Annotated in this window: 20 protein-coding genes; 15 read left to right on the top strand and 5 right to left on the bottom strand. The window is 59.0% G+C overall.

Features of this window, described 5'->3' with window-relative positions; all coding sequences use genetic code 11:
- Positions 1 to 115: 115 nt before the first annotated feature.
- Positions 116 to 928: an IclR family transcriptional regulator gene (locus ACR0LW_RS11350; protein WP_480882702.1), complete on the top strand. Its 813-nt coding sequence runs from the start codon at positions 116 to 118 to the stop codon at positions 926 to 928.
- Entirely contained in the window at positions 928 to 2280 is a 1353-nt protein-coding gene (locus tag ACR0LW_RS11345; protein ID WP_480882701.1) for an aminotransferase class III-fold pyridoxal phosphate-dependent enzyme, read from the top strand. Before ACR0LW_RS11350 ends, ACR0LW_RS11345 begins: the two co-directional genes overlap by 1 nt.
- A gap of 12 nt (positions 2281 to 2292) precedes the next feature.
- On the opposite strand, the gene hpaR is transcribed toward ACR0LW_RS11345, so the two are convergent.
- On the bottom strand, positions 2293 to 2769 hold the full coding sequence (gene hpaR / locus ACR0LW_RS11340) for a homoprotocatechuate degradation operon regulator HpaR (protein WP_480581826.1): 477 nt from the start codon (positions 2767 to 2769) through the stop codon (positions 2293 to 2295).
- Between the two features lie 109 nt (positions 2770 to 2878).
- On the opposite strand from hpaR, the gene ACR0LW_RS11335 reads away from it, so the two are divergent.
- From ACR0LW_RS11335 to ACR0LW_RS11305, 7 genes are read left to right on the top strand one after another with little or no spacing between them, the layout of a single operon-like run.
- On the top strand, positions 2879 to 3268 hold the full coding sequence (locus tag ACR0LW_RS11335) for a 5-carboxymethyl-2-hydroxymuconate isomerase (protein WP_170451724.1): 390 nt from the start codon (positions 2879 to 2881) through the stop codon (positions 3266 to 3268).
- Complete coding sequence (gene hpaE, locus ACR0LW_RS11330; RefSeq protein WP_480882700.1) at positions 3265 to 4773, top strand: 5-carboxymethyl-2-hydroxymuconate semialdehyde dehydrogenase; 1509 nt, start codon at positions 3265 to 3267, stop codon at positions 4771 to 4773. Before ACR0LW_RS11335 ends, hpaE begins: the two co-directional genes overlap by 4 nt.
- A 41-nt stretch (positions 4774 to 4814) precedes the next feature.
- Positions 4815 to 5798, top strand: a complete 984-nt coding sequence (hpaD, locus tag ACR0LW_RS11325) for a 3,4-dihydroxyphenylacetate 2,3-dioxygenase (protein WP_480882699.1) — start codon at positions 4815 to 4817, stop codon at positions 5796 to 5798.
- A 10-nt stretch (positions 5799 to 5808) separates the two neighbouring features.
- Positions 5809 to 7206 carry a pyridoxal phosphate-dependent decarboxylase family protein gene (locus ACR0LW_RS11320; RefSeq protein ID WP_480882698.1) on the top strand — a complete coding sequence of 466 codons (1398 nt, stop codon included), beginning with the start codon at positions 5809 to 5811 and terminating at the stop codon, positions 7204 to 7206.
- Positions 7203 to 8057, top strand: a complete 855-nt coding sequence (locus tag ACR0LW_RS11315) for a fumarylacetoacetate hydrolase family protein (protein WP_480882697.1) — start codon at positions 7203 to 7205, stop codon at positions 8055 to 8057. Before ACR0LW_RS11320 ends, ACR0LW_RS11315 begins: the two co-directional genes overlap by 4 nt.
- Positions 8054 to 8854, top strand: a complete 801-nt coding sequence (gene hpaH / locus ACR0LW_RS11310; protein WP_480882696.1) for a 2-oxo-hept-4-ene-1,7-dioate hydratase — start codon at positions 8054 to 8056, stop codon at positions 8852 to 8854. Before ACR0LW_RS11315 ends, hpaH begins: the two co-directional genes overlap by 4 nt.
- A gap of 14 nt (positions 8855 to 8868) precedes the next feature.
- A complete protein-coding gene (locus ACR0LW_RS11305) occupies positions 8869 to 9597 on the top strand; it encodes a metallophosphoesterase family protein (RefSeq protein ID WP_480882695.1) in 729 nt (242 codons plus the stop codon).
- A gap of 36 nt (positions 9598 to 9633) precedes the next feature.
- Here the strand turns inward: ACR0LW_RS11305 and ACR0LW_RS11300 are convergent, their stop codons facing one another.
- From ACR0LW_RS11300 to ACR0LW_RS11290, 3 genes are read right to left on the bottom strand one after another with little or no spacing between them, the layout of a single operon-like run.
- A complete protein-coding gene (locus ACR0LW_RS11300; RefSeq protein WP_170451711.1) occupies positions 9634 to 9816 on the bottom strand; it encodes a DUF2783 domain-containing protein in 183 nt (60 codons plus the stop codon).
- A gap of 3 nt (positions 9817 to 9819) precedes the next feature.
- The gene (locus tag ACR0LW_RS11295) at positions 9820 to 11433 is read right to left on the bottom strand and encodes an FAD-dependent oxidoreductase (protein WP_480882694.1); all 1614 of its coding nucleotides are present in this window, start codon (positions 11431 to 11433) and stop codon (positions 9820 to 9822) included.
- A 36-nt stretch (positions 11434 to 11469) separates the two neighbouring features.
- Positions 11470 to 12420 (bottom strand): MBL fold metallo-hydrolase, encoded by a 951-nt coding sequence (locus tag ACR0LW_RS11290; RefSeq protein WP_480882693.1) that lies wholly within the window; start codon positions 12418 to 12420, stop codon positions 11470 to 11472.
- A 166-nt stretch (positions 12421 to 12586) separates the two neighbouring features.
- On the opposite strand from ACR0LW_RS11290, the gene ACR0LW_RS11285 reads away from it, so the two are divergent.
- Together ACR0LW_RS11285 and ACR0LW_RS11280 are read left to right on the top strand one after the other, a co-directional pair.
- Positions 12587 to 13021, top strand: coding sequence for a MarR family winged helix-turn-helix transcriptional regulator (locus ACR0LW_RS11285; RefSeq protein ID WP_480882692.1), 435 nt, complete (start codon positions 12587 to 12589; stop codon positions 13019 to 13021).
- Between the two features lie 155 nt (positions 13022 to 13176).
- The gene (locus ACR0LW_RS11280) at positions 13177 to 14517 is read left to right on the top strand and encodes a serine hydrolase domain-containing protein (protein WP_480882691.1); all 1341 of its coding nucleotides are present in this window, start codon (positions 13177 to 13179) and stop codon (positions 14515 to 14517) included.
- A gap of 2 nt (positions 14518 to 14519) precedes the next feature.
- Here the strand turns inward: ACR0LW_RS11280 and ACR0LW_RS11275 are convergent, their stop codons facing one another.
- Complete coding sequence (locus ACR0LW_RS11275) at positions 14520 to 15194, bottom strand: TetR/AcrR family transcriptional regulator (protein WP_480882690.1); 675 nt, start codon at positions 15192 to 15194, stop codon at positions 14520 to 14522.
- A 68-nt stretch (positions 15195 to 15262) separates the two neighbouring features.
- Here ACR0LW_RS11275 and ACR0LW_RS11270 point away from each other — a divergent pair, with 68 nt between their 5' ends.
- From ACR0LW_RS11270 to ACR0LW_RS11255, 4 genes are read left to right on the top strand one after another with little or no spacing between them, the layout of a single operon-like run.
- The gene (locus ACR0LW_RS11270; protein ID WP_480882782.1) at positions 15263 to 16618 is read left to right on the top strand and encodes a flavin-containing monooxygenase; all 1356 of its coding nucleotides are present in this window, start codon (positions 15263 to 15265) and stop codon (positions 16616 to 16618) included.
- Positions 16615 to 17517 carry a bile acid:sodium symporter family protein gene (locus ACR0LW_RS11265; protein WP_480581798.1) on the top strand — a complete coding sequence of 301 codons (903 nt, stop codon included), beginning with the start codon at positions 16615 to 16617 and terminating at the stop codon, positions 17515 to 17517. Before ACR0LW_RS11270 ends, ACR0LW_RS11265 begins: the two co-directional genes overlap by 4 nt.
- Positions 17514 to 18452: an SDR family oxidoreductase gene (locus ACR0LW_RS11260; RefSeq protein ID WP_480882689.1), complete on the top strand. Its 939-nt coding sequence runs from the start codon at positions 17514 to 17516 to the stop codon at positions 18450 to 18452. Before ACR0LW_RS11265 ends, ACR0LW_RS11260 begins: the two co-directional genes overlap by 4 nt.
- Positions 18449 to 19219, top strand: a complete 771-nt coding sequence (locus ACR0LW_RS11255; RefSeq protein WP_170734455.1) for an SDR family NAD(P)-dependent oxidoreductase — start codon at positions 18449 to 18451, stop codon at positions 19217 to 19219. Before ACR0LW_RS11260 ends, ACR0LW_RS11255 begins: the two co-directional genes overlap by 4 nt.
- Positions 19220 to 19223: the final 4 nt, after the last annotated feature.

Here is a 19223-nt window from a genome sequence, read left to right as displayed (position 1 = left end):
GTGTCTGATCAAATACCGACACTTGTCAATATTGATTTTCTATTGACTGACGTGGAAACCAGGTCGAATATCTGATACCATTGGTTCAAATATTAAACCGATCAAAAGGCAGCAGATGGGAACAATCACAAAAGCTTTGGACTTACTTTCCCTGTACGCGCGCGACCGCGCGGAAATCGGGCTGGGAGAGTTTGTGCGCCTTACCGGGCGCGACAAGGCGACGGTTCATCGCCACCTGACCGAGCTTGCGGAAAACGGCTATCTGGAGCAACACCCTGACACGCGCGCCTATCGGCTTGGTCCGGCGCTGTTGCGCCTGTCGGCCTTGCGTGAGGCGGCGTTCCCGGTGCGAAAGCTGTTGCAGCCCATCGTGTCCGAATTGTCCGAAGCTGTTGGCGAACTGGCCCATGCCAGTCTGCTGCAAGGCGAGGCGCTGTCGCCGGTCGCCCACGCGGATCCTGCCCTGCACGGCATTCAGGTGAACTTTGACATTGCCGAGATGTTGCCCCTGCACGCGACATCGTCCGGCATCGCGGCCCTGGCTTTTTGCCCCGAGGATTGGCAAGCCCGCGTCATGGCACGGCCCTTGTCGAAATATACCGACCAAACGATCTCGGACCCGGCGGACCTGAAAGGCATGATCGACCGCGTCCGGCGGTTCGGCGTGGCGTCAGTCACCGGTGGGTTTGATGAAGGGGTCACGTCGGTCGGCTGCCCCGTCTTCGGCGAAGGCGGGCGGGTTCTGGGCGCTTTGGCCGTTGCCGTCCCAAGCGTGCGGGTCAGGCCAGAGAAACTGCGCGACATTGCGCATTTGCTTCTGAGAGAGGCCGCCCGCGCCTCGACTGCGCTGGGAGGTGCGTTTCCACAAGGGTTCGAAGCCCTGCCGCCGGACTGGGGCGATGAAACCAAGACACAACAGGTGATGTGATGAAGGACAGCAATTTCCTGAAAGAAAACAACGCGCGCCACCTGTGGCACCCGATGGCGCATCCGGCGGACAGTCTTGCAAACCCGCCTGACATTATCGTCGGTGGCGATGGTGTTCGCATCACGGATGTGGATGGGAATACGGTTGTTGATGGGGTCGGGGGGCTATGGAACGTAAACCTCGGGTATTCTTGCCAGCCGGTGAAGGATGCAATTTCCCAACAGTTGGACAGGCTGCCTTATTATTCGATTTTCCGGGGCACTACCAATGATCTGGTCATAGAACTCAGCTGGATGCTGCGCGAATTCTTTGCCCCTGATGGGCTGTCGCGCGCTTTCTTTACTTCCGGCGGGTCGGATGGCGTTGAAATCGCGCTGCGCCTTGCACGGCAATATCATAAGGTGCGCGGCGAGGCCGGGCGCGTCAAATTTCTGAGCCTCAAGAAAGGTTATCACGGCACCCATACGCTGGGCGCATCGGTGAACGGTAACCCGAATTTCCGAACGCAGTACGAGCCGTTGATGTCCGGCTGCCATCACATTCCGTCGCCTTACACCTATCGCAATCCGTTTGGCGAAACCGATCCGGAAAAGCTGGCGCAACTGTGCCTTGCGGCGCTTGAGGATGAGATCAGGTTTCAGGACCCTTCGACCATAGCCGCAATGATCATGGAGCCGGTTCTTGGGGCGGGCGGTGTGATCCCGCCGCATGAAACCTTTATGCCCGGCGTGCGCGAGATCTGCTCGAAATACGGTATCCTGCTGATCGCGGATGAAGTGATCACAGCCTATGGCCGGACGGGGGCGTGGAGCGGATCGCGCCGCTTTGGCGTCAAGCCCGACATGGCGGTCACGGCGAAGGCCATAACCAATGGGTATTTCCCGTTCGGTGCCGTGATGATTAGCGATGCGGTGGCTGATGTGTTCGAAGGTGACCGCTCGGGCAAGGCGGCAATCGGGTCGGGGTATACCTATTCCGGCCATCCCGTGGGTGCGGCTGCCGCGATTGCGTGCCTGAAGGAAACCGAACGTCTGAACGTCAAGGACAACGCCGCGCAGCGTGGGGCGCAATTGCATGCGGGCCTTCAGGCGCTGGGCGAGACATACGACCTGATCGGCGATGTGCGCGGGGGGTATGGCCTGATGTGCGCGTTAGAGCTGGTTTCGGACAGAACCACCAAAACGCCCATCGACAAGGCCACGATCGGCAAGGTGCAAAAAACGGCCTATGAGGCCGGGGCCATGGTGCGTGTGTCGGGAAACAACATCATTCTGTCCCCGCCGCTGGTGCTGGGCGAAGAGGACGTGAACACTTTGATTTCGGCGTTGGGCAAAGGGCTGGGGGCAGTTTGATGCCCCGGCCTTTCAAGGGGTTGAATCCTGATCTTCAATCGCAACGGCAAGCTTTCGCAGCAGCGCCAACAGGGTGTCGTGATCGTTATCCCCAAGGATGCTTCGGTAATGGGAGGCGATGTCCGAGGCCTCGGCCATATGATCATCAATGATCGCTTGCCCTGCAGCCGTGATCGCAATGTGCTGGCGACGGCGGTCTGTCGCGTCGGCCTCACGGGATACGAGCCCGGCTTTCTCCATCGAATGCACAATCCGGCTGAGGCTTGGCGACATCAGCGCCGCGCGATTGGCCAACATGCCGGCGTCCATCTTTCCGCCCTCGCTGAGCACGCGCAGAACGCGCCATTGCTGTTCGGTGATGCCCGCCTTGGCCAACATCTTGCGGATCGGGGCCATTACGGCCTCACGCGCGCGGATCAGCGACACCGGAAGTGACTGCGCCGTCGGGGGCAGGGCGGTGGGTTTTTTGGTTCGCGATGTGTCTGGCAATTGTCCGATCCCAAAATTACATCACATGTTAAATAAATTGTTTGACTCGAGACCGCAACGTTCGATAGGTATAATATTACTTAACATATCAAATAAAATGGATTGAGACGTGCCGCATATCCACATCGAATATTCCGCAAACCTGGAACAGGTCGTGGATATGGCCGGGCTGTGTGATGCGTTAAGGCAATCTGCGGCCCGGATCGACGCCTTGCCCATGCCCGGTTTGCGTGTGCGGGCGATCCGCGTCGATCATTATTCCATCGCGGATGGCGATCCCAAACACGGGTTTGTCGACATATCGGTCCGCCTGCGCGAAGGACGGGCGGATGAGGTCAAGCAGAACGTCATCAAGCAGATTTTCGACACCGCGCGGGTCTTTCTGAAACCCGCAATGGACACGCATTCAATCGCTTTGTCGTCTGAATTGCGGGACATCGACGCTGGTCTATCGCCCAAATTCGGCACGATCCGCGACCATCTGGAGGATCCGAAATGAGCAGTTTGGAGCAGAACCTGGAAAAGCTGAACGGGTTGCTGGCGCGGTTCCGGAAGAATGGGATCAGGAACCGGATTGCGGGCGAGGATCGGGACGGGTCCGCAGGCAGGTTCCAAACCACGTCTCCGGTCGACAAAAGCGTGATTTGCGAGGTTGCCCAGGGCAATGCGGACGATATCGACGCTGCGGCCAATGCTGCGGTAGATGCCTTTCCCCAATGGCGTGACATGCCCGCAACCGAACGACGCGAAATCCTGATCCGTGTGGCCGAAGGCATTGGGGCGCGCGCTGAGGAGATCGCCTTGTGCGAATGCTGGGACACCGGACAGGCGTTGAAATTCATGTCGAAGGCCGCACTGCGCGGGGCCGAGAACTTTCGCTATTTTGCGGATCAGGTTGTGCAGGCGCGGGATGGTCAGCATCTGAAATCGCCGACGCTGATGAACATCACCACGCGCGTCCCGATTGGCCCGGTCGGTGTGATCACGCCCTGGAACACGCCCTTCATGCTGTCCACGTGGAAAATCGCACCGGCGCTGGCGGCCGGGTGCACAGTGGTTCACAAACCGGCCGAGGCCAGCCCGCTGACGGCAAGGCTGTTGGTCGAAATCGCGGAAGAGGCCGGTCTGCCAAAAGGCGTTTTGAACACGGTGAACGGTTTTGGCGAAGAGGCGGGAAAGGCGCTGTGCGAACATCCGAAAATTCGCGCCATCGCCTTTGTGGGCGAAAGCCGCACGGGCAGCCTGATCACCAAACAGGGGGCAGACACGCTCAAACGCAACCATCTGGAGCTGGGCGGCAAGAACCCGGTTATCGTGTTTGACGATGCCGATCTGGACCGCGCGCTGGATGCGGTGATCTTCATGATCTATTCGATCAACGGCGAGCGCTGCACCTCCTCCTCGCGTTTGCTGGTGCAGGATACGATCAAGGATGCCTTTGAGGCCAAGCTTGTTGAGCGCGTGAACAAGATCAAGGTCGGCCACCCGCTGGACCCGGCGACCGAGATCGGACCGCTGGTGACCGAGGAACATTTCAACAAGGTCACCAGTTACTTTGAGATCGCGAAAGAGGATGGGGCGACCATCGCCGCGGGCGGAACGACAGTCGGGGAGACCGGCTATTTTGTACGACCGACCCTTTTCACCAACGCAAACAACCAGATGCGCATCGCGCGCGAGGAAATCTTTGGCCCGGTTCTGACCGCCATTCCATTCTCGACCGAGGATGAGGCGCTGCAGTTGGCCAACGACACACCCTACGGTCTGACCGGCTATGTCTGGACCAACGACCTGACCCGCGCCTTGCGTTTCACCGACAAGCTTGAGGCCGGGATGATCTGGGTGAACTCGGAAAACGTCCGCCATCTGCCGACGCCGTTCGGTGGTGTCAAAGCCTCGGGGATTGGTCGGGACGGCGGCGATTGGAGCTTTGAGTTCTACATGGAACAAAAGCACATCGGCTTTGCCACCGGTCAGCACAAGATCACTCGCCTTGGGACCTGACACGCGTCGCCCTGACAATCCAAAGCACTTAGGAGTTTGAAATGCCTGTACCCGCTCCGAACCTCTACCCGGATTTCAACACGATCCGCCTGAGCCATGTTTGCCTGAACGTTAAGGATCTGGCGGTATCCAGGGCGTTTTATGTTGACATGTTCGGCCTGCAGGTGGCGCATGAATCCGACACTCACATCTACCTGCGCGCGCTGGAAGAGCGTGGGCATCACAGCGTGGTTCTGCAGAAATCCGACGCGCCCGGCACGGTCGATGTCATGGGGTTCAAGGTCTTTGATGAGGCTGATCTTGATCGCGCCGAAGCCTGGTTTCAGGCCAAAGGCCGCCCGACCCAGTGGATCGAACGCCCGTTTCAGGGGCGCACGCTGCTGACCTCGGACAATATCGGTATCCCATTGGAATTCTACAACAAGATGGACCGGCTGCCGACGATCCATCAGGACTATGTCCGATACCATGGCGTGCGCCCCTTGCGGATAGACCATTTCAACTGTTTCAGCCCAAACGTCGATCACAGCGTCGCCTTCTACAGCGACATGGGATTTCGGGTTACGGAATATACCGAAGACGAAGACAGCAAGCGGTTGTGGGCGGCGTGGTTGCATCGCAAAGGTGGTGTGCATGACATGGCCTTTACCAACGGTACCGGGCCACGCATGCACCATGTGGCGTTCTGGGTCGCCAACCCGATGCACATCATCGATCTTCTGGACGTCATGTCGACCACGGGTTACGTCGAGAACATCGAACGCGGGCCGGGACGGCACGGTATTTCCAACGCGTTCTTTCTGTATATCCTTGACCCGGATGGTCACCGGATCGAAATCTACAGCTCGGATTATCAGACGTTGGACCCCGATCATGAGCCGCTGAAATGGGACCTGAAAGACCCGCAGCGGCAAACCCTATGGGGTGCGCCCGCACCGCGCAGCTGGTTTGAACATGGGTCTCGGTTCACAGGCGTTGACGTGGCCGAGGCGGATCTGAACGCCACCCCAATCATCGCACCCTGAGGAGGCGGGAATGGACTGGGACGAGTTTAGCCACTGGGGCAAACGCATATCCGACTGGGCTGCGGATTATCACAAGACTTTGCCCGACCTGCCGGTGCGCGCGCAAACCGCCCCGGGTGAGATTGCCGCGCAGCTTCCCCAGCAGCCACCAGAACACGCGCAGGCCATGGACACCATCATGGCCGATTTCGAACGGATCGTGATGCCGGGTATGACCCATTGGCAGCACCCGCGTTTCTTTGCCTATTTCCCGGCCAATGCCGCGCCGCCGTCGATGCTGGCCGAGATGCTGGTCACCACAATCGCGGCGCAGTGCATGTTGTGGCAGACCTCTCCGGCCGCGACCGAGGTCGAAGGGGTTATGGTCGACTGGCTTAGGCAGGCGCTGGGCTTGCCCGAAGGCATGACCGGGGTCATTCAGGACAGCGCGTCCTCGGCCACCTTGTCGGCGGTGCTGACCATGCGCGAACGGGCCACGGGCTTTACCGGCAATCGTGACGGGTTGAACACCAAAGGCGCGCTGCGGATTTATTGCTCGGACCAGGTGCATTCGTCGATTGACCGGGCCTGCTGGGTCGCGGGTATCGGTCAGGACAATCTGGTCAAACTGCCCGCACATGGCCCGACCTTTGCGATTGATCCAGATGCGCTGGAGGCCGCAATTCAGCGCGACATCGCCGCCGGGCATGTGCCCGCCGGGATCATTGCCATCACCGGGGGCACCGGGGTGGGGGCATGCGATGATCTCAATGCGGTTGCTGATGTGGCGCAGAAACACGACCTCTACACCCATCTGGATGCGGCATGGGCCGGGTCGGCCATGATCTGCCCTGAATTTCGCCAGACGTTTTGGTCCGGGGCCGACCGCTATGACAGTATCGTCTTCAACCCGCATAAATGGCTGGGCGCGCAGTTCGATTGCGCCATTCAATTCCTCAGGGACGCCACACCGCAGTTGAACACGCTGAAGATTGAGCCCGAATACCTCAAGACAACCGGGGCAGAGGTCACGAATTATTCGGAATGGACGATCCCCTTGGGGCGCAGGTTCCGGGCGCTGAAAATCTGGTTCCTGTTGCGCTCATACGGGTTGGAGGGGTTGCGGGCCCGCATCCGCAACCACGTCGCCTGGGCAGCTGAACTTGCCGAGATGATTAGCACGATGGAAGGGTTTGAGGTGACGACGGGCCCGATCCTCAGCCTGTTTTCCTTCCGTTGTCCCGGCGATGATGAGATGCAGCAGCGATTGGTGGATGCGCTGAACGATGATGGCCGGATTTACCTGACCCAAGGCCTGTTCGACGGTCGCAAGATCATCCGCTTTCAGGTCGGCCAATTCGATACAACGCGCGAAGACGTGCTGATGGCGGCAGAGGTCATTCGCGACGTCTGGGGAAAGATCGCATGAAGTTTGCTACCTACACATCAGATAACAGGACGTTTTTTGGGGCCATCACCGACAACGGCGCTATCGCTCTGAATGATGCGTCCCCGGATTGCGCCAGCCTGTATGAGGTGATCGCCTCGAGTGCATTCGGGCAGTTGGCCAAAGCTGCCGAAGGCAGGCCCGTCACCCATACCGAGTTCACCTATGAGATGGTGATGCCGGATGCGCGCCGTATCCTATGTGTTGGGGTGAACTTTCCGGACCGAAATGCGGAATACAAGGACGGCAGCGCGCAGCCCAAATACATGTCGCTGTTTCCACGTTTTCCCAGCGGCTTTACCGGCCATGACCGCCCATTGATCCGACCGCCCGAAAACCACACGCTGGATTATGAAGGCGAGGTTGCAATTGTGATCGGCAAGGGAGGGCGCAGGATCGCTCAGCAAGACGCGTATGACCATATCGCGGCCTTGACCTTATGCAATGAAGGCACGATCCGGGATTGGGTGCGGCACGCCAAGTTTAACGTCACGCAAGGAAAGAACTGGGACAAATCGGGGTCAATCGGCCCGTGGCTGGTGCCGTTCACCGATGCGGCGCAACTGGATGACGCCCGCATCCAGACCCGCGTGAATGGCGAGCTACGGCAGGATGATACGCTGAACCGCATGATGTTCCCGATCCGGCGCGAGATCGAATATATCTCGACCTTCATGACCTTGCAGCCCGGCGATATCATCGTCACCGGCACCCCGAGCGGCGCGGGCGCGCGGTTCGATCCGCCAAGATACCTGGTGCCCGGCGACGTCATAGAGGTGTCGGTCGACGGCATCGGCACCCTGCGCAACACGGTCGAGGATGAACAGGTATGACCCCCGAAGATCACGACCGCGCCGCTGCCGATTTGATGCAAGCCGAACGAACGCGCGAACAGATCGGGTTGCTGAGCCTGCGCCACCCCGAGATGGGTATGGACGACGCCTATGAGGTGCAGAATGCGATCTACCGCCAGAAACTGGCCGAAGGACGCAAGGTGATTGGCTGGAAGATCGGGCTGACCTCGAAAGCGATGCAATATGCGTTGAATATCGACATCCCCGACAGCGGGATTTTGTTCGATGATATGGTGTTCGCGAATGGCAGCACTGTCCCGGCAGGGCGTTTCATCCAACCCCGGATCGAGGCCGAGATTGCCTTTGTCATGCACTCCGCCGTGGGGGGCGAGGACGTCCGTCGTGAGGATGTCATCGCAGCCACGGATTACGTCGCGCCGTCCATCGAAATCCTCGACACCCGTATTCAGCGGGTGGATCCCGAGACCGGCAAGGCGCGCACGGTGTTTGACACGATCAGCGACAATGCGGCAAATGCGGGCGTCGTGTTGGGCGATGAACGCCATGCAATTGATGCGTTTGATCTGCGTTGGGTGGGCGCACTGACCTTCCGTAATGGCGAGATTGAGGAAACAGGGCTGGGGGCCGGTGTATTGAGCGATCCTATCGAAAGCGTTGTCTGGCTGGCCCGCCGCATGGCGCAGTACGGCCAAAGCATCGAACTGGGTCAGGTCATCTTGTCCGGCAGCTTCATCCGACCTGTCGAATGCCCGTCAGGCACTGACATCCACGCCGATTTCGGCGCGTTTGGCTCGGTCGATATTTCTTTCGCCTGAACGGAGCGAAACAGATGCCCGATCCGATCTACGCAATAGGCGACATTCACGGTCAATTTGGGATGCTGGAGGACGCCCTGGCGCGGATCGAACGCGACGGCGGCCCCGATGCCAAAGTGGTGTTCATTGGCGATTACACCGACCGGGGGCCACAAAGCCGTGAGGTTCTGGATTTACTGATCAAAGGGCAGGCCGAGGGCAGGAACTGGACGTTCCTGCGCGGCAATCACGACCAGATGTATGCGATGTTCTTGGAGGATTATCCGCGCAACGATGCCCGTCTGCTGGTCGGGTATCATTGGCTGCATCCCCGGATCGGAGGTGCCGAGACATTGCAGTCTTACGGGGTAGGGGTAGAGGACGGAGATCGCATCTATCAGGTTCACGCTCAGGCGAAACAGGCGGTGCCACAGGCGCATATCGACTTTATGAATCAGTTGCAGCCCTACCACCTGACCACCGATGTGCTGTTTGTCCATGCAGGCATTCGACCCGGTGTGCCATTAAAGCAGCAGGACCCCGACGACCTGATCTGGATCCGCGATGAGTTTCTGGATCACGAAAGCCAGCATCCGTGGCTGGTGGTACACGGCCACAGCCACGTGTCTGCGCCGGATCACCGGGGTAATCGGATCAATATCGACACCGGTGCAGGCTATGGCCACCCGCTGACTGCGGTGGTGTTCGAAGGCACGGACTGTTGGGTGCTCGAAGCTCAGGGCCGCAATCGACTGGTGCCCTAAGCTGTATTTCGGATCTGTCGCCGGGTCTGACGCTTTTCAAGCAGCGGCTTGCAGGGCCTGCCTGAGCGTTTCGTGATCCCCAATATGATTGGCCAGCACAAGGATCAGTCGGGCGTTCAGCGCTTCGCTATCCTCATCCGACAGCCCGTCATGGGCCGCGATCAGATCGGCGTAGAAATCGTCCGGTGATGGCAGGTTTGGCTCGGTAATCAACGGCATGTGCTATTCCTTTCCGCAGGCTTTGCGAACCGCCGCGCGCGTCGCCGCCTCATCAAACGCCACCCAGCGGGCCGCTACATGCTGATCCGGGCGGATCAGATAAACGGCCTGTTTGTTCGCCCCAAGATAGCGGGCAGCTAAGGCATCGGTCGTCTGGACAGAGACGGTGCGCAGGGTGATCCCATCCACGTCCAGATGTGCCGGTGCATCCGTGTTGATCGCCAGAAGAACAAACTCATCCCCAAGCCGGTCGAGCAGGAAGCCATCGCCCAAAGGCACATCTGCACATGTCGCACCGACGCGCGTTCCGCTTGGGCCGTCGGGCAGGGCATCCTCGCCGTTCAGGGATGAATGATCGTAGGTGCAGGGCACGGACAACCGCCCCGAATTGACCAGAGGCCGGGCAAAGCTGTGCGTTTCAGCCAGCTTCAAGACTGCATCGCGAAACCTTTTGCTGGTTTTGGATTTCGGGGTGATGAAATCGGTCGAACGGGTCGAGTTGAGGATATTCTCATCCGCCGCAAACACCCGTTCCTGATCGTAGCTGTCCAGCAGGCTGTCGGCTGCCTTGCCCGCAATCACAAGGCCAAGCTTCCAGCCCAGATTGTCCACATCCTGCATCCCCGAATTGGCCCCGCGCGCGCCAAACGGGGATACCTGATGCGCGGCATCACCTGCAAAGATCACCCGGCCATGGCGGAAGTTCTGCATGCGGCGGCACTGGAAGGTGTAGATTGACGACCAGACAAGTTCATATTCGACGTTGTCACCCAGCATCGCATCCAGCCGTCTGCGGATGTTTTCCTCTTTCAGCTCCTCTTTGCGGTCCACGTCCCAGCCGATCTGAAAATCCACGCGCCAGACATCATCGGGCTGCTTGTGCAGCAAGGTCGAGGCACCGGATTTGAAGTAAGGCTCGAACCAGAACCAGCGTTCTGTCGGGAACTCGGCGGTTTTCATCCTGATATCGGCGATCAGGAAGCTGTCCTGAAACACGCGCCCCTCGAACCCCAGATCAAGCATGTCCCGCGTTGGGGACCCCGCGCCGTCGCAGGCGATCAGCCAATCCGCCTCGATCTGGTAAGGGCCATCCGGGGTTTCTACGGAAAGGGTCACGTGGTCATCTTTGACATCAATCGCTTCAACCCGGTTCTTGCCGCGGATTTCGATGGGCGTTCCGCGCTCCTGTTCGGCACAAATGGCCTCGAAGATGAACTTCTCGAAATAGGGCTGTTGCAGGTTGATGAACGCCGGGTTGCGATGGCCGGTTTCGGGCAGAAGGTTGAATTCATAGACTTGTCGGTCGTCCTGAAACACCTTGCCGACATTCCAGACCACGCCCTTGTCCAGCATCGGTGCGCCGCACCCGTGGCGGTCTGCGATCTCCAGCGTTCGCTTGGCAAAGCAGATCGCGCGGCTGCCCATGCCGATCCCTTCGTGATCGTCCAGAACCAGTGCAGGAATGCCCTGCCGTCCCAGATCCAGCGCCATGGCCAGCCCGATCGGGCCGCCGCCTACGATAACAACCGGATGGCGCCTGGCATGTGGTGCGTCCTGATCAGCGGATTTCCGATAGGGATAAAGCCGAAACGCGAGCGAATATCTGTCCTGAAGCATCTGAATACCTGACGTGCCGAATTGGGTGTAATCGGATCAGCCTTGCAACTGCTCCCACATCTCCAGATCGCGTTTGTCGGTCCAGATGCGGGGGTGGGTGATCCCGCGTGCTTCGTCATAGGCGCGGCTGACGTTGAAGGGCAGGCAGTGTTCGTAGATGGCGTAGTCCTTGAACTTGGGGTCACAGGCGTCACGCACGGCGTCCCATGCATCCTTGAGCGACCCGCCCTTCATCGCCACGCGCTGGGCCGGGGTGTAGGTCGAATTCACAAAATCCCGCGTGCTTTCGATGGCGCGCTCCACCGCCTCCTTGCCCACCAGCGCCGCACCACGACCCGGCGCAATGGCGTCCACGTCATAGGCCTTGATCGCGTCGAGCGTTCCGCCCCAATCCGCGAAATGCCCGTCGCCGCAATAACAGGCCGAATGATCCTCGACGATATCGCCGGTGAACATCACATTCTGGTCGGGCACATGGATCACTGCGTCACCTGCCGTATGGGCCCGGCCGATCTGTTTGATATCCACGCGGCGATTGCCCAGATAGACCGTCATACTCTCGCTGAAGGTCGTCGTGGGCCATGTCAGGCCGGGGATGCTTTCGTGTCCTTCGAACAGCCGCGGGAAGCGTTGGAATTCGCTATCCCAATCCTCTTGCCCGCGTTCGACAACCATCGAGCGGGCGACATCGGACATGATGATTTGCTGCGCATTAAAGGCCGACGCGCCCAGCACCCGAACGGCGTGATAGTGGGTCAGCACAACGTGGGTGATCGGTTTGTCGGTCACGGTCCGGACGCATTCGATCACTTTGTTGGCCAGTCGTGGGGTGGCCTGCGCCTCGACAATCATGACGCTGTCGTCGCCGATGATGACGCCAGAATTCGGGTCGCCCTCGGCGGTAAACGCGTACAGCCCTTCGCCAATCTCATCAAAAGTGATTGTCTTTTCGGTCAGATCGCCTTGCGATGCAAATGCCTTGGCCACGAGGATCGGTCCTTTTGCTGTTTTGACGAAGAAGGCCCCGGGGCGCTTCTGGTCCGAGTGTATAGGAAATTGCCTCAGATAATCGTTGCATTTGCAACGGTGTCAATATTTTTGTTGCATTTGCAATGAATATTTGGCCTCCATACGAAAAAAAGGACGTTGCCGGATGACGCCAAACACCTTGCCCGAGTTCGATCTGGAGAAATACCTGCCGTACCGCCTGACGGTCCTGGCTGCGCGCCTGAGTATGGACATGGCGCAGCAGTATAAAAGTGAGTTTGGCATTTCGATTCCCGAGTGGCGGGTTCTTGTAAACATTGGATACGCAAAGAACTTATCGGTGCGGGACATCGAAAAACGGGTCAGTTTGGAAAAATCGATGGTCAGCCGGGCAGCGGCGCGGCTAGAGGCGCGCGGGCTTGTTTCCAAGACGGTCGACCCCAAGGACCGGCGTCTGGTGAAGCTTGAACTGACCGAAGAGGGGGCCTTGGTCCTTGGAAAACTGATCCCGATCGCCTCGGCCTTTCAGGCAGATCTGGAGCGCAAGCTTGGGGCGGAAAAAGACGCGCTTTATTCCGCGCTGGATAGGTTGGCGGATTGAAGACCGTTGGCCTTTTTGGCGCAACGCGGCAGGAAGGACGTGGTCGCGCCCCGGGAAAAACGCAACGGAACTGTGGCCAGTTGCGTGCGCTTATACTCTAGTCAAACCAGGTATCGGGTTGAGAGGAGGGCCGGGCACACCGGCTGATAGGGGCAATGTTGGTAAAGGCGGCAAAGATCTTCGCGGGCGCGGCAGTCGCCGGCGCACTCGGTCTGACAGGGTATCTGTTGATTGCGCCGCCCGATTTGCTGAAGGTTGGCACGAACTACTCGGCCAAGATCGTCTGTTCCAACGTGTTCATCGCGGGGCGCGACCCGGATGAGGTTCTGTCGGTTGACGTGCAAGCCCCCGGGCATCCATTGCTGCGGCAAATCTCGATCAAAGTGGACCGCGAAGCGCAAAACGTCGAGGCACGGATTTTCCGGTTCTTTGCGCCTGCAACTTCTCAATACCGCGAGGGGTTGGGGTGTACGAACCTGCACACATCCGAACTCAGCGACAAGACCCTTGCTGCGTCGCCGTCATTGCCGGACGGCATCTGGCCGAAGGGAAACCGCGTCAATCCGTCTCAAGAAGCTGAAATAGAACGCATTCTGGCAGACGAGACCTTGCTTGGCGAAGGGTATCGCGCTGTCGTTGTCGTGCGAGATGGTCGCATCGTTGGGGAAAGCTATGCGCCGGGTTTCGACGAAAACACCCCACTGCTGGGATGGTCCATGACCAAGACCGTGACGGCGGGCCTAATTGGTACGTTGATACAGTCCGGCCAGATGGCGTTGGATGATAAACTGATCGACAGTTTCCCCGAATGGGCCGGTGACAGCCGCAGGGACATCACTGTCGCGTATATGTTGTCGATGACAAGCGGACTGGAGTGGAACGAAGAATATGGGGATGTTTCTGACGTCACCAGAATGCTCTATCTGCGTGATGACATGGCCGGATTTGCGGCCGGTCGTCCAGCAGAGAGCGAAATTGGTACCGACTTCAACTATTCTTCCGGAACATCCACCGCATTGTCCCGCGTGTGGCAAGACGCGGTTGGGGACGAGGCGCTAAGCTATCCAAAGGAGGCATTGTTTGAGCCATTGGGCATGACCTCGGTCGTGATGGAAACAGATGCTGCGGATACGTTTGTCGGGTCCAGCTATATGTACGCTACGGCGCGGGATTGGGCGCGGTTTGGGCAGTTTTTGCTGCAAAAGGGCGTCTGGGACAGGCAGCAGATACTGCCCGAGGGATTTACGGATTGGATGTTTGAGCCGGTGGCCGCGTCGAATGGTGCCTATGCCAAAGGGCACATTTGGATCGAGGCACCGGGTGGCGTGCCGTCCTTCGAAGATTCGGTCTGGTTGCAAGGCCACGACGGACAAACCATCGGCATTTTCCCGTCCCATGACATGGTCGTTGTCCGGCTGGGCCTGACGCCTTCGAAACTGGGGTATTCCTCGCTGCCTTTGGCGCAGGAACTGATTGCGGCCTTTGCAGAAAACTAACTTTATAGGGGGAGGTTCTGATCCACGCTGCTGAGAATGCCAGCCTCACAGAATCTCAGCAGATTTTGGATCAAGTCGTCAGACTGCGGTTCGTCACCCATGCCGCCGAGCGCGGCAATCCGCCAGTCAGAGGTGCAGAGCGCCAGCATGGACGACACCGCGAACACCAGCGCGCCAGCGACGCGCGCCGGGTCCGCGCCGGGGAAGCGCGCGCACAGCAACTGCACGACACGCGTGGCCACCGGATCGAAATGCGTATTGGCCAGCGCGCGCCATCGCGTGTCAGCGGAAACAATGGCCACGATACGCGCATAAGCTAGCCACTGAGGATCGCCGCCAAAGGCGCGGGTCACAAGTGGCAGCATGAAGGCCGACATCAGGTCGCCTACGCTCCAGTCCTGTTGAGCTTCAAGCGCTCTGATAGACGCAAGGCGTTCTTCCGACAACTCGGCGGCCCGACGCGCCACGATACGCTCGAACAACTCGTCTTTCGGGCCACCGTGAAAGTTCACGCTGGCCTTTTGAACCCGCGCCCGTTCGGCAATGTCCCGGATCGATGCCCCTTCGAATCCCCGTTCTGCAAAAACCAGCTCGGCGGCGTCCAGGATTCGGTCCCTCGCGGCAAGCGATCGCTGCGAGGGTGCTCTTTTTCTTTCTTTTACAGCATGTTGGGCCATCTCAAAAACCAGTTTGCCTTATTTCGAACGTTCGTTCAAGATAATAGATGTCGCAGGAGGAGGCGCGGATGGAACAGGGGCAGGTAAGAGCGGGCCAACCGGTTGAGGTAAAGGCCCGCCCCCAAGAGTGTTTTGCATTGATCGGCGCGGGGCCCATGGGTCTTGCAATGGCCAAGACACTGATCGAGCAGGGAGTGCCATTTCAGGGATTTGAACTGGCAGATGATGTGGGTGGTCTTTGGAATATCGATTCACCCAGGTCCACGATGTACGAGACCGCCCACCTCATATCCTCCAAGCGGATGACGGAATTCACTGACTTCCCCATGCAGGAGGACACGGCAGAATACCCGTCGCATCGCGAGATGAAGCGTTATTTTCAGGAATTCGCGAACGCCTTCGACCTGAATCAGCACTTTCACTTCGGTGCCGAAGTTCTAAGCGCCAAGCCTTTGCAGGATGGCGGATGGGATGTGACCTGGCGCGATAGGGCCGGGGTCGAACAGACCCAGACCTTTGCGGGTGTTCTGGTCGCAAATGGCACCTTGTCGGAACCCAACATGCCCAAGTTCAAGGGCGAGTTCACAGGTGAACTGATCCACGCGTCCGAATACCGGTATCCGACCCAATTCGCCGGTAAGCGTGTTCTGGTCATCGGCGCGGGGAATTCCGGGTGCGACATTGCGGTGGATGCCATCCACCACGGGCTGTCCTGCGATCTGTCGATGCGCCGCGGGTATTACTTTGTGCCGAAATACGTGTTTGGCGTTCCGGCGGACACGATGGGCGGCAAGATCCGCCTACCCATGTGGTTGAAGCGCAAAGTTGACGGGGCAATCCTGAAATGGTTCGTCGGTGATCCGCAGAAATACGGGTTTCCGAAACCGGACTATGCGCTTTATGAATCCCATCCTGTTGTGAACTCGCTGATCCTGTTCCATGCCGGGCACGGGGACCTGAAGGTGCGCCCGGATGTGGAACGGTTCGAGGGTAAGACGGTTCATTTCCGTGATGGCAGTTCAGCCGACTATGACATGATCCTGACAGCCACCGGGTATTCGCTGCACTATCCTTTCATCGAAAAGGAGTTGCTGAACTGGAAGGGCGACGCCCCGGACCTGTACCTCAATTGCATGCACCCGGACCGGGATGACCTGTTCGTCCTTGGCATGGTCGAGGCGTCGGGGTTGGGCTGGCAGGGTCGCCATGAGCAGGCCGAGATGGTTGCGCGGTATATCGCTGGTCTGCGCTCGGGCAACGCGGCAGCCAAGGCGATCCGTGCCACCAAATCCAAAGGGTATGAGCGGGCGACGGGGGGCATGAACTATATCGACCTTCCGCGCATGGCGTATTACGTCGACAAGGCAACCTATCGCAAAGAAGTCACCGGTCAGATTGCGGCGCTGCGGGCGGCTGAGCGATGAACGGTATCGATCAGGTTGCGCTGAACTTTGATGCCGGAAACCTCAGGGTTCTGAATGCGGTTCTGGCGATCATCATGTTCTCGATTGCGCTGGATTTGCGGATTGACGATTTTCGCCGCGTTGTGCGCGGACCCAAGCCACTGATTGTCGGGCTGGCGTCGCAGTTTCTGATCCTGCCTGCGCTGACATTTCTGATGATCCTTGTGCTTCGGCCCATGCCATCTGTTGCGATGGGCCTTATTCTGGTTGCGGCCTGTCCCGGCGGGAATATCTCGAACTTCATGACCCATCGGGCGCAGGGCAATGTCGCGCTGTCCGTTTCCATGACGGCCTTTGCGACGGTCGGGGCGATTGTCATCACACCGATAAACATTGCGTTCTGGGGCAATCTTTATGGCCCGACGCGCGAGATTTTGCAGCGTACGGAAATCGATCCGGTCTCGGTCGCGATAACGGTTGGGTTCATGCTGATCCTGCCGCTGATCCTGGGAATGGTCGTGAACGCGCGGTTCACTGCATTTGCCGACCGTATTCGCCGACCAATGCAGTGGGTGTCGATGGGCATTTTCGTGGCCTTCATCGCATTGGCGCTGGCCGCGAACTGGGCCCATTTCCTAAGCTTTGCCGGGGCGATCATCGGCCTTGTCATAATCCACAACGCGCTGGCCTTTTTAGGCGGGTATGTCACCGCGACCGTGGCGGGGCTGTCCGAACGGGATCGCCGGTCCGTGACCATCGAGACCGGCATTCAGAACTCGGGCCTTGGGCTGATCCTGATCTTTGCCTTCTTTGGGGGGCTGGGCGGGATGGCCGTTGCAGCGGCCCTTTGGGGCATATGGCACGCGATCTCGGGGATCGCACTGGCGCGCTATTTCGCACGGCGAGCGGTTCCGGCATGACCCGGATATTGATCACTGGCGCAGCCGGGGCGGTGGGGGCCGCGCTTTTGCGGCGCCTTGGTGAACGCCCGGAACTGGATGTGGTTGCGACCGACATTCGCAAGCCTGAGGACTTGCCGCCCAACGCGCGTTTTCTGACGATGGACGTGACAGGCGACGACCCGCAGAACATCATCCTTGCAGAACGCCCCGATACCGTTGTGCATCTGGCATCGATTGTAACTCCGGGCCCCGAGTCAACGCGAGAGATCGAATATCAGGTCGATGTCGAAGGCACCCGGAATGTGCTGAACGCGGCCATTGCAGCCGGGGTGCGGCGTTTGGTGGTCACGTCCTCGGGCGCGGCTTATGGCTATCACGCCGACAACCCTGTACCGCTGTGTGAAACGGACGCGATCCGGGGCAATCGGGAGTTTGCCTATTCCTGGCACAAGCGCTTGGTCGAAGAGATGTTGGCCGAGGCCAGAGAAAACGCCCCCGATCTGCAACAGGTCGTTCTGCGCGTGGGTACGGTGCTGGGCGAAGGTGTCGAGAACCAGATCACGTCCCTGTTCCATAAACCGCGATTGCTCGGGTTAAGGGGGTCGGACAGCCCCTTTGTTTTCACCTGGGATCAGGACCTTGCCGAGATTTTGCTGCGGGCTGCAACCGACGGGCCAGCGGGTGTTTTTAACGTTTCGGGTGATGGCGCTTTGACACTGTCCGAAATCGCCAATGCAATGGGTAAAACCGTGCGATGGCTGCCGCCGAGGCTGATCAAACTGGCCTTGACCGTGGCCCGGCCCTTGGGTCTGAGCCGTTACGGACCCGAGCAGGTCAGGTTCTTGCAGTATCGGCCCGTGCTGGACAACGCATCCCTGAAATCCGACTTTGGCTATCACCCCAGCCTTTCCAGCGCCGAAACGTTCCAGCGCTGGTGGGAGAGCAGGACATGACAAAGACCGCCGTCATAACCGGAGGGGCAGGCGGGCTAGGGCAGGCCCTTGCCAAGGCGCTGCGGGATCAGGGTTGGCATACGGCGTTGATCGACCTTCCCGGCCCTGAACTTGATGCACTGGCGGCTTTGGAAAATGTCAGCGTCTACGCCTGCGATCTGACCAAGCCAGATCATTGTGCGGCGACCTGCGCCGAGATCATTGGTGACAGACCCTCGGTCGATCTGGTCATCTACAACGCGGGCGTTTCGCAAATAGCGGCCTTTGTCGACAGCGACATGCAGGCACACAGGAAACTGTTCGAAATCAACTATTTTGCAGCCGTCGAGTGTGCAAAACACTTTCTAGAACCCGTCCGCTTGGCCAAAGGAACCCATCTGGCAATATCCTCGGTCGCCGGGTTTGCGCCGTTGCTGCACCGCACCGCCTACGCCGCCAGCAAACACGCGATGGAGGGGTTTTTCAAATCGCTACGGGCCGAGGAATTGCCTCATGGGGTAAACGTGGTCATCGCGGCCCCGTCTTTTGTCGCGACCAATATCGGGCGACCGCATGCCAACCAATCGGATTTTGTGCGTCCGGGCTCTGCGGCTGATGGTATCGAGTACATTGCGCCTCAGGACGCAGCACGGATCATTCTTCGCGGTGTGCAAAAGCAGCAGGATTTTGTTCCCGTTGGGCGTGTGGCCACGCTTTCGAACATTTTGAACCGCGTGTCCCCAACGCTTTACCTGCGCCAGATGATACGAAGGATTGGAAAGGGTTGAAGCG

The organism is Ruegeria sp. N4 (assembly GCF_056531425.1).
Note: the sequence above shows the minus strand (reverse complement) of the source record. Positions and strands in the feature narration are given on the sequence as shown.

What these genes read in the sequence shown, in the direction of transcription:
- ACR0LW_RS11350 (WP_480882702.1), top strand. Translation starts at nt 116, where the DNA reads ATGGGAACAATCACAAAAGCTTTGGACTTACTTTCCCTGTACGCGCGC.
- ACR0LW_RS11345 (WP_480882701.1), top strand. Translation starts at nt 928, where the DNA reads ATGAAGGACAGCAATTTCCTGAAAGAAAACAACGCGCGCCACCTGTGG.
- hpaE (WP_480882700.1), top strand. Translation starts at nt 3,265, where the DNA reads ATGAGCAGTTTGGAGCAGAACCTGGAAAAGCTGAACGGGTTGCTGGCG.
- hpaD (WP_480882699.1), top strand. Translation starts at nt 4,815, where the DNA reads ATGCCTGTACCCGCTCCGAACCTCTACCCGGATTTCAACACGATCCGC.
- ACR0LW_RS11320 (WP_480882698.1), top strand. Translation starts at nt 5,809, where the DNA reads ATGGACTGGGACGAGTTTAGCCACTGGGGCAAACGCATATCCGACTGG.
- ACR0LW_RS11315 (WP_480882697.1), top strand. Translation starts at nt 7,203, where the DNA reads ATGAAGTTTGCTACCTACACATCAGATAACAGGACGTTTTTTGGGGCC.
- hpaH (WP_480882696.1), top strand. Translation starts at nt 8,054, where the DNA reads ATGACCCCCGAAGATCACGACCGCGCCGCTGCCGATTTGATGCAAGCC.
- ACR0LW_RS11305 (WP_480882695.1), top strand. Translation starts at nt 8,869, where the DNA reads ATGCCCGATCCGATCTACGCAATAGGCGACATTCACGGTCAATTTGGG.
- ACR0LW_RS11300 (WP_170451711.1), bottom strand. Translation starts at nt 9,816, where the DNA reads ATGCCGTTGATTACCGAGCCAAACCTGCCATCACCGGACGATTTCTAC.
- ACR0LW_RS11295 (WP_480882694.1), bottom strand. Translation starts at nt 11,433, where the DNA reads ATGCTTCAGGACAGATATTCGCTCGCGTTTCGGCTTTATCCCTATCGG.
- ACR0LW_RS11285 (WP_480882692.1), top strand. Translation starts at nt 12,587, where the DNA reads ATGACGCCAAACACCTTGCCCGAGTTCGATCTGGAGAAATACCTGCCG.
- ACR0LW_RS11280 (WP_480882691.1), top strand. Translation starts at nt 13,177, where the DNA reads ATGTTGGTAAAGGCGGCAAAGATCTTCGCGGGCGCGGCAGTCGCCGGC.
- ACR0LW_RS11275 (WP_480882690.1), bottom strand. Translation starts at nt 15,194, where the DNA reads ATGGCCCAACATGCTGTAAAAGAAAGAAAAAGAGCACCCTCGCAGCGA.
- ACR0LW_RS11270 (WP_480882782.1), top strand. Translation starts at nt 15,263, where the DNA reads ATGGAACAGGGGCAGGTAAGAGCGGGCCAACCGGTTGAGGTAAAGGCC.
- ACR0LW_RS11265 (WP_480581798.1), top strand. Translation starts at nt 16,615, where the DNA reads ATGAACGGTATCGATCAGGTTGCGCTGAACTTTGATGCCGGAAACCTC.
- ACR0LW_RS11260 (WP_480882689.1), top strand. Translation starts at nt 17,514, where the DNA reads ATGACCCGGATATTGATCACTGGCGCAGCCGGGGCGGTGGGGGCCGCG.
- ACR0LW_RS11255 (WP_170734455.1), top strand. Translation starts at nt 18,449, where the DNA reads ATGACAAAGACCGCCGTCATAACCGGAGGGGCAGGCGGGCTAGGGCAG.